Below are 15,417 nucleotides of genomic sequence, written 5' to 3'. Positions count from 1 at the left end.
GATTGCACGAAAATCGCCACGGTCGGCGCTTCTAAACAATTCATTGGGCTAGACAATTAACTTCCTCAACAGTCTATCAGTTCAGTGGTTATGCGGCTAGAAGGTGAGCACGCGGGTGTGACCAAAAGAACCCTTTCGGGAGCGTCGTCAGCGACCGGTCGTACCAGCTCTGACAGGCCTTTATCGCGTAGGGGTACCTCGTCAGAGTGAGAATACAGATTTCACGATCGCCCGTGACCAGCCCCGCTTCGGATCATGGCGGCGGCCTTTTCGCCGATCATGATTGCGGGCGCGTTTGTGTTGGCGCCGATGATCGTCGGCATGATGGAGCAATCGACAACCCGCAGGCCGCTCACGCCGCGAACCCGCAGCGAAGGATCGACGACCGAGGTCTCATCAGGCCCCATCCGGCATGTCCCGACCGGATGGTAGACCGTATCGACCCGCTCGCGCAGGATCGCGTGGATGTCGTCATCGCTGTGCACATTCGACGTGACCCAATCGAGCGTCCGCTGCGAGGCTAAAGCGGGGGCATCCATAAGACGGCGCGTGACCTTGAAGGCTTCAACCATCTGCTCGAAATCCGCTGGCTCGCCGAGGAAATTCGGGTCGATGGAAGGGGCTGCCATCGGATTGGCGCTCTGCAGCCTGACTGTTCCACGGCTGCGCGGACGAAGCAGGCAGACATGGCAGGAAAAGCCGTGCCCCCAATGCAGTGTACGCGCATGATCGTCGACCATCGCGACGACGAAATGGAGCTGGATGTCGGGAATGCTCAGCTCCGGGCGCGTCTTCAGGAAACCGCCTGCCTCGGCAAAATTCGTCGTCAACATGCCCCGGCGCTTCGTGATGTAACGCTTCGTCTCCCGCGCCAACCGACCGAACCCTCGGATTGAGAATCCGAGGAGGTCGAGGCTCCTGGACTTGTAGCCGAAGATGAAATCCGGGTGATCTTGAAGATTTTTGCCGATAGCGGGCAGGTGCGCGACGGTGCGGATCCCGAATTGTCTCAATTCATTCTCATCTCCGAGACCCGACAGCATAAGGATCTGCGGCGATTGCAGCGCTCCCGCGCTCAGGATGACCTCAGAGCGCGCGCGAAAGATGCGCCGATGACCTCCGTGCTCGAATTCGACGCCGGTCGCGCGCCTGCCCTCGTCGAACAGAATCCGGAGCACCCTGGCATTGCATTCCACATGTAAATTCGGCCGCGCACCGATATGCGGGTGGAGATAGGCTCGCGCGACGCTCCAGCGCTCGCCATTCTTCTGAGTGACCTGATACACCCCGAGGCCCTCCGGTTCAGGCACGTTGAAATCCTCGCAGAGAGGAAATTGCGCTTGCCGGGCCGCTTCGAGGAATATCGCGTGAAAGGGATTATCGGTTCTTGATTTTGAAACCGGAAGTGGACCGTCGCGACCATGCCAAGGTTCGCCGAATTCGTCGTTGCGCTCGGCTTTCTTGAAATAGGGCAATACCTCGTCGAAGCTCCAGCCTTCGTTGCCGAGAGAGGCCCAATGGTCGTAGTCCCACCGGTGGCCTCGCGTGTAGATCATCGCATTGATGGCGGAACTGCCACCAAGGACTTTCCCACGCGGCTGATAGCCTCGACGCCCATTCAGATTGGCTTGTTGCAGTGTTTCGAAAGCCCAGTTCTTGAGGGTCGAGGGCACCATGAGTACGCCCGCGGCCGGCAGTTTGACGACCCATCCGTTGCCGAACCCGCCTGCTTCGACAAGTGCGACCGTGACCTTGGGGTCCTCGCTCAGCCGGCTCGCTACGACACAACCGCTCGATCCGCCGCCAACGATCACGAAGTCGAACTCGTCCATCGACGGGCCTCCATCGAACCGGGAACGGGACCGCTACGCCGGAGATCGGGGCCTGCAATCATTTTCCCGCATGTCCGCACCCTGACCGCGCACTATAACCGTAGCGAGAGCCGCAGCCGTGGATGTTGAAAAATGTCAAACACTGAGCGCATGTCGGCGGTGGATACGACCTGGCTGCGCATGGACCAGCCCAACAATCTGATGCAGATCGTCGGTATCCTTGAACTCGAGCCTCCTGTCATCCTCGAGCGGATAGAGAATGCGCTGAGCGAGCGACTCCTGCGCTTCGACCGCTTCCGACAGCGGGTCGAGGACCGTTCCGGCATTCTCTGGTGGTCCGAAGATCTCCAATTCGACATCACACGCCATATCAAGCGGGTCCGTCTCCCGACGCCCGGAGGAAAGGGCGAATTGCAGCGGTATGTCGCCGAACTTGCGATGACGCCGCTCGATCCGAACCGCCCTCTTTGGCAGTTCCATGTGGTCGAGCACGACAGGGGTGGCGCGACGGTCGTCGCGCGCATCCATCACGCGATCGCCGACGGGATGGCGTTGCTGACCGTCATGCTGTCGCTGGTCGATGGGGAGCAGGTTGCCATGACGAACCGCAGGCCGCCTTCCCGGAGCCGGGAGGCTGGGCTGTTGGAGAGCATCTTGCGTCCCGTGTCGGAGGGTTTGCGCTTCTCGGGGGAAGTCTGGCGCAAGGGATTGGGCCTGGCGGGGGATCCCACGCAGACTCTCCGCCAAGGAACCAGCATTGCCGCCGAACTCGCGCATTTGGCGCTCATGCCGAGCGACAGCCAGACGCGTTTCAAAGGGCAGCTGTCAGGCAACAAACGCGTCGCCTGGACCGATCCCATCGCGCTCCCAGACGTGCTGGCGGTCAGCAACGCCCTCGGCTGCTCGATCAACGATATGCTGCTGGCCGCCGTGGCCGGCGCCCTGAATGGATACCTGGAAGATAATGGCGATGAGACCAAAGGTGTCGAAATACGGGCCCTCGTTCCCATCAACCTGCGTCCGCCCGGAATCGTACGGGAACTGGGGAACCGCTTTGGGGTCGTGGCCATCGAATTGCCTATCGGCCTCGCCAATCCTTTGGCTCGTCTCTACGAGGTCCATCGTCGGATGGAAGCGCTCAAGTCATCCTTCGAACCTCCGGTCACCCTAGGCTTGCTCGAAGCACTCGGCTATGCGCCGAAAATCGTGCAGGATCAGGTTTTCGAGCTCCTGCTCAGTCGCGCATCGGCCGTGATCACCAATGTGCCGGGGCCACGGGAGCCGCTTTATCTGGCCGGAAGCAAGATCCGGCAGATCATGTACTGGGTACCCCAGCCGGGCGAGATCGGCTTGGGAGTGTCGATCCTGTCCTACAATGGCCAAGTGCAGTTCGGCCTCATCACCGATGCAGCGCTCGTTCCGGATCCTGAAGCCATCGTCGCACGCTTCGAACCCGAGTTCGACCAGCTTCTTTATTTTGTGCTGCTCGGCCCCGGCGGCGAGGAATGGCCGGAAGAGCGGATTGAGAAGAAAGCGAAACCGGAACGGGAACTGAAGTCACGCAAGAGACGGCTCCCCCGCGCGGTCAGGGCCATGCCGAAGCAAGAACCGCGCTGATCAGCTCACCGGTTCCGCCTTTGCAAGCTCAACATCGAGGCTGTCCATCCCCCGGCTGCAGACGTTCCCAGCGCTTTTTGAGAGACCGGAACAATCGTGGCGTATGTCCGGCGATGGAAACCGTTTCCATCGCAGGTTCGTCATTCCGTCCTCCGCAGGACGGCACCGTCAGGAAGATGGGCTGAGGATTCGCGTGAAGGGCGCTTCGTCCTGCGGCGTAGACGACCTGCTCCTTCCAGACAGTTGTCCAGCTCGTCTAAGGTCTGTTCGAGCTTGGAGGTAGCCAGTTTCAATGCCTGTGGGCTCCGATCCTCCAGCCGCTTTCCCGAGGCGTTGAGCCTGCGGGTCGGATCGGTCAGGACGGACCTGTCGAGCTCGATGCCGTGCCGCGCGAGGATCGGGGCCAGTTCATCGAAGCGGTTCCTCAGGTCGGCCCGCGTGGCCTGATAGGCATGTTCCGAGAGGCGGCGGCGCTGCGCGTAGCTGAAGACATTCGTGAAGAACATCTCGGCATCGTCCCGGCGTGGCTCGAACAACAAGACGTCCGCGTTCGGGAATTCATGCCCATAACGGCCCATCGCAACCTGCATGCGGGAATAGATCATCGAGCGGAGGGTTTGCGACATCACGGCTGGCAGGCCTCCCGCGACGATGGACGTCCGCTTCTCGTGGACGCCACGCGCGGCGGTCTCGGAAATGAACGGGACGAGCGGGTTCACGCAGAAGAGAAGCTCCGCGCCCTGTTTCAACGCGACCGAGGCGTGCAACGTCTTCATCAGCACCCCGTCCACGAAGTAGCGATCATGGATCTTCACCGGAGGAAACAGGCCGGGCAGGGCGGCACTGGCCTGGATGGCACGAGAAATCGGCACGGTATCCCAGCCAGGTGTGCCGAAAGCCACCACTTCGTTCCTGTCCAGATCCGTCGCCACCAGAAAGAGTTGGCGGCGAAGCTTTCGAAAATCATTGGTGCGGTCGGTGTCGGACAAGATGCGCGCGAGGTAGTCGCTCATCGGAGAGCTATCGAAAATACCGGTCGGCAAGGCGCGCGACAATTCCTGAAACGTCTCGAAGAAACCTTTCGATGAAGGGGTTTCGAAATAGCGCTTGGCAGCGCTTGCGATGAGCCGTGGCAACGATCGCGCACGACTGACATATTCGCCGATGGCGGGACGAAGAAGAAGATCCGGCTCAAAAGGATCATCCCCTTCACTCTTGATGAAGATTTGATACATCCCGCGGGGCGTTATGCCGTTTGCCAATCCGGCAGCAATGAACGCACCGGAGCTGACCCCCACGAACATATCGCAATTGGCGAGATCGAGGCCGTTCAATGCCTCATCGAGGGCAACGAGAGAGCCAACCTCCCAGATGGCGCCCAAGGGACCGCCACCTGCCAGGGCGACACCGATCTTTCGGCGGGCCATCTCACGAGACCTTCTCTAATCTCATGCCGCCCGACGATGGGACCGGGTAGCCGCTACGCTCTTCTTCGCCGCGGTACGAGCCGGACGTGCCGTGGATCCTCCCACGGATTCCGACAGTTTCTTGGTGACGGCCGTGAGCTCGGAAACCCGCTTCGAGAGGCTGTCAATATCCTTCTTCGTGGGGACGTTGAGGCTGTGAAGGGCACGGTCAACGCGGCTTTCAAAGACTTTCTCGAGTTTGTCCCAGGTTCCGGTCGCCTTGGATCGTACGTCGGCCATTTGTTCGTTAGCGGCCTTCTTGGCGCGATTTTGAATCGTTTCGCCCTCCTTGACGAGGGCGTCGAACATCTTCGTGCCTTCCTTCTGGGCCTTGGCGAACGCTCCTAGCCCAGCGAGCCAGATCTGGTTTGCAGAGTCCCGAATGGCTGCGGAAAGTTGCCCATCCGAGCCGCCTCCCACGTGTTCTTTCAACTTGCCCGGCATCACGACGTCCTTTCTTGCACGGCTAAACCCGCACGGATCAGGCGGATAATATGAAGCCTAGGCTGGTCCGTGCGCATACACCTTGACGAATATCAATGCAGCTGCCGCTGAAGCTTCCAGTGTAAAAATTTCCAATCGATGGCGTGGTCCGCGCCGACCTCAAGAGGATGATCTAACGCCGAGGACTGAAAAGGATGATTTACTTCGTCACGGGGGCGAGCGGTTTCATCGGCAAAAGGCTCGTCCGCAAGCTCCTGTCACGACCCGAGGCGACGGTTTACTTCCTGGAGCGGGACGCTTCGGCGGAGAGCCTCGACGAGCTCCATCGCTTCTGGGGCGATGCGGCCGGCAGGACGGTCCCTGTCCAGGGGGACCTGACACAGGCCGGGCTGGGCCTCAAAAGCGAAGACCTGAATCGGCTCATGGGAAAAGTCGATCACGTCTTTCATCTGGCGGCGATCTACAATCTCGAGGCCGAGCCTGAAATTGTTTTGAGAACAAATATTAACGGTACCCGCGAGGTGGTCACGTTCGCGGGCAGGATCGGCGCGCGGAGATTTCACCACATCAGTTCCATCGCCGCGGCGGGCCTCTATGAAGGTATCTTTCGGGAGGACATGTTCAGCGAAGCCGAGCATCTCGATCACCCGTATTTCGCAAGCAAGCATGAATCTGAACGCGTGGTGCGCGAGGAGTGCCGGGTCCCGTGGCGGGTCTACCGGCCTGGCATCGTCGTTGGGGATTCCAGAACCGGCGAAATGGATAAGATCGATGGTCCTTATTACTTCTTCAAATTGATCCAGAAGATCCGCTGGCTCCAACCGGCATGGCTCCCAAGTCTCGGGATCGAGGGAGGGCGCATCAATCTCGTGCCGGTCGATTTCGTCGTTACGGCCCTCGACCATCTCTCGCATCTCGATGGGCATGACGGGTCCTGTTTCCATCTTACGGACCCGCGTCCCCACCGCGTCGGAGAGGTCTTGGACATCTTCGCGAGAGCCGCCCACGCACCACCCATGACCCTGCGGATCAATGCTTCATTGTTCGAGGTCATCCCTTCGAAGCTCCTGAAGGGTCTGATGGCGTTGCCTCCTTTCAGGCGCATCCGTGGGTCGATCATGAAGGATCTCGGCCTTCCTCAGGATATTCTCTCGGTCGTGAACTACCCGACGAAGTTCGACAACCGGCAGGCGGCGCAGCTTCTGACCCCGGCGGGAATCACGGTTCCGCCGATCGAGGATTATGCCTGGAAGCTCTGGGACTATTGGGAGCGCCATCTCGATCCGGACCTGTTCGTCGATCGCTCCCTGCGTGGCTGCGTCGCGGGACGAACCGTGCTGATCACCGGCGGCTCGTCGGGAATCGGCAAGGCCACCGCCTTCAAGGTGGCGGAAGCCGGTGCGACGACGATCATCGTCGCCCGGGATCCGGACAAGCTCGAGCGAACCCGCCGGGAAGCATCGGACCGCGGGTTGACCCTCATCACCTATTCGGCGGACCTGACCGATCAGCTGCAATGCGACGCCTTCATCGAGAAAGTGCGAGCCACACACGGCGCTGTCGATGTCCTGGTGAACAACGCGGGCCGCTCGATCCGCCGCGGAATTGAGGAATCCTTCGAGCGCATGCACGATTTCGAGCGTATGATGGCCATCAATTACTTCGGCTGCCTGCGGGTGACCCTCGGTCTCCTCCCTGAAATGGCCAAGCGTGGCAGCGGCCAGATCATCAATATCTCGTCCATTGGCGTGCTGGCGAACACGCCGCGCTTTTCCGCCTATGTCGCCTCCAAGGCTGCTCTCGAGGCATGGACCCGCTGCGCCGCAGCAGAGTTTCTCGACCGGGGCATTGAGTTCACAACGATCAACCTGCCGCTGGTCCGCACCCCCATGATCGCGCCGACCAAGGCGTATGACGATGTCGAGGCGCTGGCGCCCGAACAGGCTGCGGCCTTCGTTGTGCAGGCGATCATCCGCCGTCCTGTCCGCATCGCAACAAAGCTCGGGGTCTTCGGTGAAATCTTGCACGCGTTGTTGCCGCATGTCGCCCAGAACATCATGAATGCCGGCTACCGCATGTTCCCCGAAACGGCGGCGGGAGAGCCAGCGGGAACGGAAGCGTCGTCCGCGGAGCAGGTCGCGTTTACTCAACTGCTGCGCGGCATTCATTTCTGAGGGGCCGGCTGGAAGATCATCTGGAGAGAGCAGGGAGAGCGCAGCAGGGAGGATAATGACGATGGCGGAAACAACAGGTCATGATGCGGCTGCCGAGCCAAGGCAGCAAACCATAGGTGCCGGGGAGGGTCCTCGTGCGGCCCAGGGCATGGAGAGGATTTGGCTGAAGAGATACCCACCAGGAATCCCCGCCGAGATCGATTTGGAAGAATACCGTTCGCTTGGTGAACTCTTCGACATCAGCATCCGGAAATTCGGGCCGCTTCCAGCCTATGTCAGCTTTGGGACGGAGATCACCTACACGGAACTCGAGCGGCTCTCGCGCCAGTTCGGTGCCTATTTGCAAAACGTTGCGAGGCTCGATCCGGGAGCTCGTGTGGCCCTCATGATGCCGAACCTCCTGCAATATCCAGTCGCCATGTTCGGGGCGCTGCGGGCAGGCTACACGGTGGTGAATTGCAACCCTCTCTACAGCCCGAGAGAGCTGGAGCATCAGCTCAAAGATTCAGGCGCGGAGGCCATCGTGATCGTCGAGAACTTCGCTCATGTTCTCGAACAGGTAGTCGGCAAGACACAGGTCCGGCACGTCATCACGACTCAGATCGGAGACCTGCTACATTTCCCGAGAGGGCATATCGTCAATTTCATGGTGAAGTACGTGAAGAGGATGGTGCCCACCTGGAGTATTCCCAATGCCGTTCCGTTGCGGACCGCGTTAAAAAAGGGAGCCGGCGCGCCCTGGAGCCCGGCGAAGCTCGGCCCGGAGGACGTTGCTTTCCTCCAATATACGGGTGGCACGACGGGCGTTCCAAAAGGCGCGATGCTCACCCATCGCAACCTCATCGCCAATGTTCAGCAGGCCTACGCATGGCTCAAATCCTTCCTGCAGGAAGGAGAGGAAACCATCGTCACCGCATTGCCGCTCTACCACGTCTTCGCGCTGACCGCGAATTGCCTTGTCTTTTTCAAAATAGGCGCCCGCAACGTCCTGATCGCAAACCCGCGGGATGTTCCGGGTCTTGTTCAGGAACTTCGGAAGCATCAGTTCACGGTCATCACAGGGGTGAACACTCTTTTCGGCGCGCTTCTCAACCATCCGGATTTCGCCAAGATGGACTTTTCTCATCTCGAATTCTGCCTGGCAGGGGGGATGGCGGTGCAGCGTGCTGTCGCCGAGAGATGGAAGGAGGCGACCGGCAAGCCGTTGATCGAGGCTTACGGCCTGACGGAAACCTCTCCCGCCGTAACCATCAACCCGCTCGACCTCGTAGATTATAACGGCTCAGTTGGGCTTCCCGTCCCATCGACGGAGATCGCCATCCGAGACGACGATGGCCACGATCTGTCGATGGGCGAAGCCGGAGAACTATGCGTGCGCGGTCCGCAAGTGATGAAGGGCTATTGGAACCGCCCTGATGAAACCGCGAAGGTGATCATGGCCGATGGTTTTCTACGCACTGGCGATATTGCAACGGTGGACCAGCAAGGCTTCGTCCGCATCGTTGACCGCAAGAAGGACATGATCGTCGTCTCGGGCTTCAAGGTGTTTCCGAACGAGCTGGAAGGGGTGGTGATGCTCCATCCGGGAGTGCTGGAAGTGGGCGCTGTGGGGATCCCGGATCCGAATACCGGGGAGGCGGTCAAGATCGTCGTCGTGAAGCGCGATCCCAATCTGACCGCCGAGACGCTGATAGAACACTGCCGTAAGCACCTCACGCCTTACAAGGTTCCGAAACACGTGGAATTTCGAACCGAGTTGCCGAAGACTCCGGTCGGAAAGGTTCTTCGCCGAGCGCTTCAATAAGTACGATCAAACGCATCGGCGACGCTTACGCCGGTTTGATGCGCGGCAACCGCTTGATTGGTCACCGCACACGAAATAGCTATATTGCATGGTGGTCAAATTCAGCGGCCTGTTTCGACTAGAGGCATTCTAGGGGAGAAGATGCCCATACTTGTTCCATGGGACGAGTCTCGTGCGAGTGAGATCATCGTAGCGCATGTATCGCTAGAGGGTGCCGCGCTGCCGATCCTCCACGCCCTTCAGGAAGAGTTCGGATACATCCCCGAGGAGGCGGTGCCGCTTGTTGCATCGGCGCTCAATATCTCCCGCGCCGAGGTCCATGGGATCGTGACATTCTATCACGATTTTCGTCGCGAACCTGCCGGCAGGCATATCTTGAAGCTCTGTCGGGCAGAGGCGTGCCAATCCATGGGAGGCCCCCGCATGGCGCGCGATTTCCTCTCCCGTCTCGGCATTTCCTGGGGGGAAACGACGGCGGATCGGGCGCTCACAATTGAAAGCGTCTACTGCCTCGGCCTATGCGCCTGCGCTCCCTCGGCCATGTATGATGGCGAACCGCTGGGACGGCTCACCCCGGATAAGCTTGACGCGTTGGCGCGAGAGGCGCGGGAAACATGAGCAAGGTCTTCCTCTCACGCGATGCTGCATCGCTTGCGCTCGGTGCGTCTCGCATCGCACGCGAGATCGTCGAAGAGGCGGCGCGGCGCAACGTGGCATTGGATCTGGTCTCGACAGGCTCCCGCGGGCTATTCTGGCTCGAGCCTCTTGTCGAAGTGGAGACCCCGGAGGGGCGCATCGCCTACGGGCCGCTCGATGTGTCGGATATCGTCAGCCTCTTCGAGGCCGACTTCCTGAAGGGCGGAGCGCATGAATGCCGCATTGGCCACCTCGAAGAACATCCTTACCTGGCGAGCCAAACGCGCCTGACCTTCGCGCGATGCGGTCTCATCGATCCGCTTTCGATTGAGGATTATCGTTCCCACAGTGGATATGAGGGATTGGCTCGTGCGCTCTTGCTGGCGCCATCCGCGATTGTCGATGAAATAAGGCGCTCGGGCTTGCGCGGGCGCGGTGGCGCAGGGTTTCCCACCGGGATCAAGTGGGACACCGTCCTCAAGGCAAACGCCGAACAGAAATACGTGGTCTGCAACGCGGATGAAGGCGACAGCGGAACCTTTGCGGATCGCATGCTCATGGAAGGCGATCCGTTCTCATTGATCGAAGGCATGACCATCGCCGGGCTCGCCGTGGGGGCCACGAAGGGCTTCATCTATATCCGCTCGGAATATCCCCACGCCTATCGCACCCTGACCCGCGCTATCGAGATCGCCACCAAGGAGGGTTATCTCGGACCGTCCGTGCTGGGCTCGGGGCGCGCGTTCACGCTGGAAACGCGCTTGGGGGCGGGTGCCTACATCTGCGGCGAGGAGACCGCCCTCTTGGACAGCCTTGAGGGGAAACGCGGCATGGTAAGAGCGAAGCCACCCTTACCTGCGCTGAAGGGATTGTTCGGAAAACCGACTGTCGTCAACAACGTTCTCTCGTTGGCGACCGCGCCTTGGATCATGGTCCACGGCGCCAAGGCCTATGCGGATTTTGGCATGGGGCAATCGCGCGGCACGTTGCCGGTCCAATTGGCCGGGAATGTGAAACGCGGCGGCCTGATCGAACTGGCGTTCGGCGCGACGTTGCGCACGATCGTGGAGGAATTCGGCGGCGGTACAGCGACCGGAAGGCCCCTTCGAGCGGTTCAGGTCGGCGGCCCGCTTGGGGCCTATTTCCCTGAACACATGCTGGATCTTCCTTTGGACTACGAGGCTCTGGCTGCGGCAGAGGGGCTTCTCGGGCATGGCGGCGTTGTCGTCTTCGACGACAGCGTGGACATGGCACAGCAGGCCCGCGTCGCCTTTGAATTCTGCGCGGCGGAGAGCTGCGGAAAATGTACACCCTGTCGCATCGGCGCGGTACGGGGCGCTGAGGTCGTGGACCGGATCATTGCCGGGCTGGAGCGGGAGAAGAACTTCGCGCTCCTCGATGATCTCTGCCGCCTCATGACCGATGCTTCGCTCTGCGCCATGGGCGGCCTGACGCCGGTGCCGGTGCAGAGTGCACTGACCCATTTCCCTGACGATTTCGACAAAGCGCCGCAACTTCCCGCGGCAGCCGAGTGAGGCGCGCGACAATGGCCCTGATCGAGGAAATCGACTACGGCACGCCTATTCCGATAACCGATCAAAGGGTCGCTCTGACGATCGACGGCCAGTCGGTGAGCGTGCCCGCCGGCACGTCCGTCATGGCGGCGGCCATGATGCTGGGCACGAAGATCCCCAAGCTTTGCGCGAGCGACTCCCTGGAGGCTTTCGGCTCATGCCGTCTCTGTCTCGTCGAAATTGAGGGGCGACGCGGAACTCCCGCCTCCTGCACCACGCCAGTCGAGGCCGGCATGGTGGTTCATACGCAGAGTGATCGGCTTGCTGATCTACGACGCGGTGTCATGGAGCTCTACATCTCCGACCATCCGCTCGATTGTCTGACCTGTTCCGCCAACGGCGACTGCGAACTGCAAGACATGGCGGGCGATGTCGGTCTTCGGGAGGTCCGCTATGGATATGAGGGCGAAAGCCATCTTTCTGCACCTAACGACACTTCTAACCCGTACTTCACTTTCGAGGATTCCAAATGCATCGTCTGTTCGCGGTGCGTGCGGGCGTGCGAGGAGGTGCAGGGCACCTTCGCCCTGACGATCCAGGGGAGGGGCTTCGCCTCCCGCGTGTCGACAGGCGGCCTGGATTTCTTTAACTCCGAATGCGTCTCCTGCGGGGCTTGCGTTCAAGCTTGTCCGACCGCGACGCTGAACGAAAACAAGATCATCGCCCTGGGCCAACCGGAACACTCGGTCCTTACAACCTGCGCCTATTGCGGCGTCGGCTGCACGTTCAAGGCGGAGATGAAGGGCAATACGGTCGTACGCATGGTGCCCTACAAGGACGCGAAGGCGAATGAGGGCCATTCCTGCGTCAAAGGCCGCTTTGCCTGGGGTTACGCCACGCACAAAGACCGCATTATCAAGCCGATGATCAGGGAGAAGATCACCGATCCGTGGCGCGAGGTTTCCTGGGAGGAGGCGATCGGCCGTGCCGCCAGTGAGTTCAAGCGCATTCAGGCGCGATACGGCCGCGACTCCGTCGGTGGCATCACCTCGTCCCGCTGCACGAACGAGGAGACGTTCCTGGTTCAGAAGCTGGTGCGGGCAGGTTTCGGCAACAACAATGTCGATACCGTCGCCCGCGTCTGCCACTCGCCGACAGGCTACGGCCTGAAGGCGACCCTTGGAACATCGGCAGGCACGCAGGATTTCGCCTCCGTGGCGCATGCGGATGTCATTGTCGTTATTGGGGCGAACCCCACCGACGGGCACCCGGTTTTCGCGTCGCGCATGAAAAAGCGCCTGCGGGAGGGAGCGCGGCTCATCGTGGCCGATCCGCGTCGCATCGACCTGGTGAAGTCGCCTCATGTCAAGGCGGACTATTATCTGCCTCTGAAACCCGGAATGAATGTCGCGTTCATCAATGCCATCGCACATGTCGTCGTGACCGAGGGCCTGGTCAACCAAGACTATGTGCGCGAGCGTTGCGACCTGAACGACTTCGAGTCCTGGGCCCGTTTCATCGCTGATGAGCGCCACTCTCCCGAAGCCGTGGAGGAGCTGATCGGAGTTCCGGCTGCGGATGTGCGGGGTGCTGCGCGCCTTTACGCCACCGGCGGCAATGCGGCAATCTATTACGGCCTTGGCGTCACGGAGCACAGCCAGGGCTCGACCATGGTCATGGGCATGGCCAATCTTGCCATGGCCACCGGCAATATCGGCCGCGCCGGAGTCGGCATTAATCCTTTGCGGGGCCAGAACAATGTGCAGGGTTCCTGCGACATGGGCTCGTTTCCGCACGAATTCTCCGGCTACCGGCACGTATCCGACGAAGCGACGCGACAGATGTTCGAGGCTTTCTGGGGCGTGCCGTTGCAGAAGGAACCGGGGCTTCGCATTCCGAACATGTTGGATGAGGCTTGCGAGGGGACCTTCAAAGGGCTCTACATCCAGGGCGAAGATATCGCCCAATCCGATCCCGACACCCAGCATGTGATCGCCGGCCTGAAGGCCATGGAATGCGTCGTGATTCAGGACATCTTCCTGAACGAGACCGCCAAATACGCCCATGTGTTTCTACCGGGCTCCTCCTTCCTTGAGAAGGATGGCACCTTCACCAATGCCGAGCGGCGCATCAACCGCGTACGGAAGGTGATGCCACCGCTTGCGGGCAGGGCCGACTGGGAGGTGACCATAGCTCTCTCGAACGCTCTTGGTTTCTCGATGAACTATTCCCATCCCAGTGAGATCATGGCCGAAATCGCCCGCCTCACGCCGACCTTCGCCGGTGTTTCCTACGCGAAGCTGGATGCGCTCGGCTCGGTCCAATGGCCTTGCAATGAAGCAGCGCCTACAGGCACGCCGGTGATGCATGTGGACCATTTCGTACGGGGCAAGGGCCGATTCATGCTCACCGAGTTCGTGCCCACCCAGGAGCGCACCGGTCCACGCTTCCCTCTGATCCTTACGACGGGCCGCATCCTCACCCAGTACAATGTCGGAGTTCAGACACGGCGCACGCAGAACAGCCTTTGGCATGAGGAGGATATCCTCGAGATCCATCCGTTCGACGCAGAGAGCCGGGGTATCCGCGATGGAGACCTGGTCACTCTGGAGAGCCGTTCGGGCGCGATTACGCTTCGCGCCATCATCAGTGAGCGCATGCAACCCGGTGTGGTCTACACGACCTTCCATCACGCCAAGACCGGCGCGAACGTGGTCACGACGGACTATTCCGACTGGGCGACAAACTGCCCCGAATACAAGGTGACGGCGGTTCAGGTGCGACGGACGAACCATCCTTCCGACTGGCAGGAGAGATTTTTGGCGGAAGACCAATCCCTCAGGCGAATAGGAGCTGGCCTTGATGCCGCGAAGTGAGAGCAAGAGCGTTACTCCTGCGCGGCGGCCGGTTCGGCCTGGAGTTCCGATCTATGCGTTTGCCGGTGGTTCTGCCCAACCGAAAGGATCCGCAGACTGGAAATCGTCGCATGGGCACTGAGAAATTGATCCGCATGGCCAATCAGATCGCGGACTTCTTCCGGTCATACCCGGAAGAGGAAGCCATCGTCGGCATCCGCGACCACCTGGTGGCCTATTGGACGCCGGACATGCGGAATTCCATCGTGATCTATGCGGACAAAAGCGGCGGCGAGTTGGATCCGCTCGTAGTCAGGGCTTTGCGAGGTTTCCAGACAAAGCAAGGCGCAGCTGGCGGGGTAGTGCCATGAGCGGTCCTTCCACTTCGTGCCACAAACAGATGCCGCCTCATCGCTCGCTGTTGTCGACGCGCCCGATGTTGTGTTTTGAGATGTCGTCGGGCGGCCTTGAGCATCGCTTCGCGGTGGCCGAAGCATCTGAAGCCATGGTTGGGCCCTAACGAGCGATACCAGGCGAAGCTCCGCGGAAAAGGCCGTTTATGGGATAAGGACCTGTGGTTGCAGCCAGCGGACCGATGACCTACGCTTCGTCGTCGTTAGAGGCGAGGCCTGACAGACATGAAGAGCATTGTTAAAGGGCTGGTCGTCCTGAACGTGTTGGCCTTCGTCGTAACCGCAGCGACGGTTTGGTGCCTGGGAAAGAGCTCTGCAACCGACTTGCTTGATACCGCAAGCTACGTCGGGCTTGGGATGGGAGCTCTTGGGGCACTCATGTTCATGGGTTCCAGCTCTGGCACGAGCGCATCCACGGGAATCGCTGCAAGCGCAGCGGACCAGCCAAGCCAGATCATGAGCGCGCTTTGGATGGACCGGACCGCAGGCATTTCAGCCGGAGCCATGCTTGTCTTAGGTGGCATCACCTGGATCGGGCTTGCATGGCTCTTGGTCATGCTGGCCGGCCATGCTTGAGGCTGCGTGTGTTGCAACCACTTTGAAATGTCTCAGGTTTTTGCAATTTAGAAATGTCACAGGGTGCTACGGCGCCTCTGCCGGGG

At 60.4% G+C, this 15,417-nt stretch carries 11 protein-coding genes; 8 read left to right on the top strand and 3 right to left on the bottom strand.

Annotated features, from left to right (window positions below):
• Positions 1 to 221: 221 nt before the first annotated feature.
• Complete coding sequence (locus I2H38_RS14170) at positions 222 to 1,832, bottom strand: GMC family oxidoreductase (RefSeq protein ID WP_196272518.1); 1,611 nt, start codon at positions 1,830 to 1,832, stop codon at positions 222 to 224.
• Between the two features lie 132 nt (positions 1,833 to 1,964).
• Here I2H38_RS14170 and I2H38_RS14165 point away from each other — a divergent pair, with 132 nt between their 5' ends.
• Complete coding sequence (locus I2H38_RS14165; protein WP_196272517.1) at positions 1,965 to 3,449, top strand: WS/DGAT/MGAT family O-acyltransferase; 1,485 nt, start codon at positions 1,965 to 1,967, stop codon at positions 3,447 to 3,449.
• A gap of 140 nt (positions 3,450 to 3,589) precedes the next feature.
• Here I2H38_RS14165 and I2H38_RS14160 read toward each other — a convergent pair whose 3' ends face one another.
• On the bottom strand, positions 3,590 to 4,876 hold the full coding sequence (locus tag I2H38_RS14160) for a patatin-like phospholipase family protein (protein WP_196272516.1): 1,287 nt from the start codon (positions 4,874 to 4,876) through the stop codon (positions 3,590 to 3,592).
• A gap of 21 nt (positions 4,877 to 4,897) precedes the next feature.
• Positions 4,898 to 5,359, bottom strand: coding sequence for a phasin family protein (locus tag I2H38_RS14155; RefSeq protein WP_196272515.1), 462 nt, complete (start codon positions 5,357 to 5,359; stop codon positions 4,898 to 4,900).
• 194 nt (positions 5,360 to 5,553) lie between these two features.
• Between I2H38_RS14155 and I2H38_RS14150 the strand changes: the two genes are divergently transcribed.
• The 7 genes from I2H38_RS14150 to I2H38_RS14120 all read left to right on the top strand — a co-directional run bounded on the left by I2H38_RS14150 (position 5,554) and on the right by I2H38_RS14120 (position 15,331).
• Positions 5,554 to 7,533 carry an SDR family oxidoreductase gene (locus I2H38_RS14150; protein WP_196272514.1) on the top strand — a complete coding sequence of 660 codons (1,980 nt, stop codon included), beginning with the start codon at positions 5,554 to 5,556 and terminating at the stop codon, positions 7,531 to 7,533.
• 148 nt (positions 7,534 to 7,681) lie between these two features.
• Positions 7,682 to 9,337, top strand: coding sequence for an AMP-binding protein (locus I2H38_RS14145; RefSeq protein WP_196272689.1), 1,656 nt, complete (start codon positions 7,682 to 7,684; stop codon positions 9,335 to 9,337).
• A gap of 141 nt (positions 9,338 to 9,478) precedes the next feature.
• Complete coding sequence (locus tag I2H38_RS14140; protein WP_196272513.1) at positions 9,479 to 9,955, top strand: formate dehydrogenase subunit gamma; 477 nt, start codon at positions 9,479 to 9,481, stop codon at positions 9,953 to 9,955.
• Positions 9,952 to 11,508: a formate dehydrogenase beta subunit gene (locus tag I2H38_RS14135; RefSeq protein ID WP_196272512.1), complete on the top strand. Its 1,557-nt coding sequence runs from the start codon at positions 9,952 to 9,954 to the stop codon at positions 11,506 to 11,508. The genes I2H38_RS14140 and I2H38_RS14135 overlap by 4 nt, the downstream gene beginning before the upstream one ends.
• Before the next feature lie 11 nt (positions 11,509 to 11,519).
• Positions 11,520 to 14,363 carry a formate dehydrogenase subunit alpha gene (gene fdhF / locus I2H38_RS14130; protein WP_196272511.1) on the top strand — a complete coding sequence of 948 codons (2,844 nt, stop codon included), beginning with the start codon at positions 11,520 to 11,522 and terminating at the stop codon, positions 14,361 to 14,363.
• A gap of 110 nt (positions 14,364 to 14,473) precedes the next feature.
• The gene (locus tag I2H38_RS14125) at positions 14,474 to 14,713 is read left to right on the top strand and encodes a formate dehydrogenase subunit delta (RefSeq protein ID WP_196272510.1); all 240 of its coding nucleotides are present in this window, start codon (positions 14,474 to 14,476) and stop codon (positions 14,711 to 14,713) included.
• A 267-nt stretch (positions 14,714 to 14,980) separates the two neighbouring features.
• Positions 14,981 to 15,331 carry a hypothetical protein gene (locus I2H38_RS14120; protein WP_196272509.1) on the top strand — a complete coding sequence of 117 codons (351 nt, stop codon included), beginning with the start codon at positions 14,981 to 14,983 and terminating at the stop codon, positions 15,329 to 15,331.
• Positions 15,332 to 15,417 lie beyond the last annotated feature (86 nt).

The sequence above is a fragment of the Microvirga alba genome (genome assembly GCF_015694465.1).
Lineage (GTDB): Bacteria > Pseudomonadota > Alphaproteobacteria > Rhizobiales > Beijerinckiaceae > Microvirga > Microvirga alba.
The sequence above is the reverse complement of the archived record's forward strand: the minus strand, read 5'-3'. Positions and strand labels throughout refer to the sequence as shown.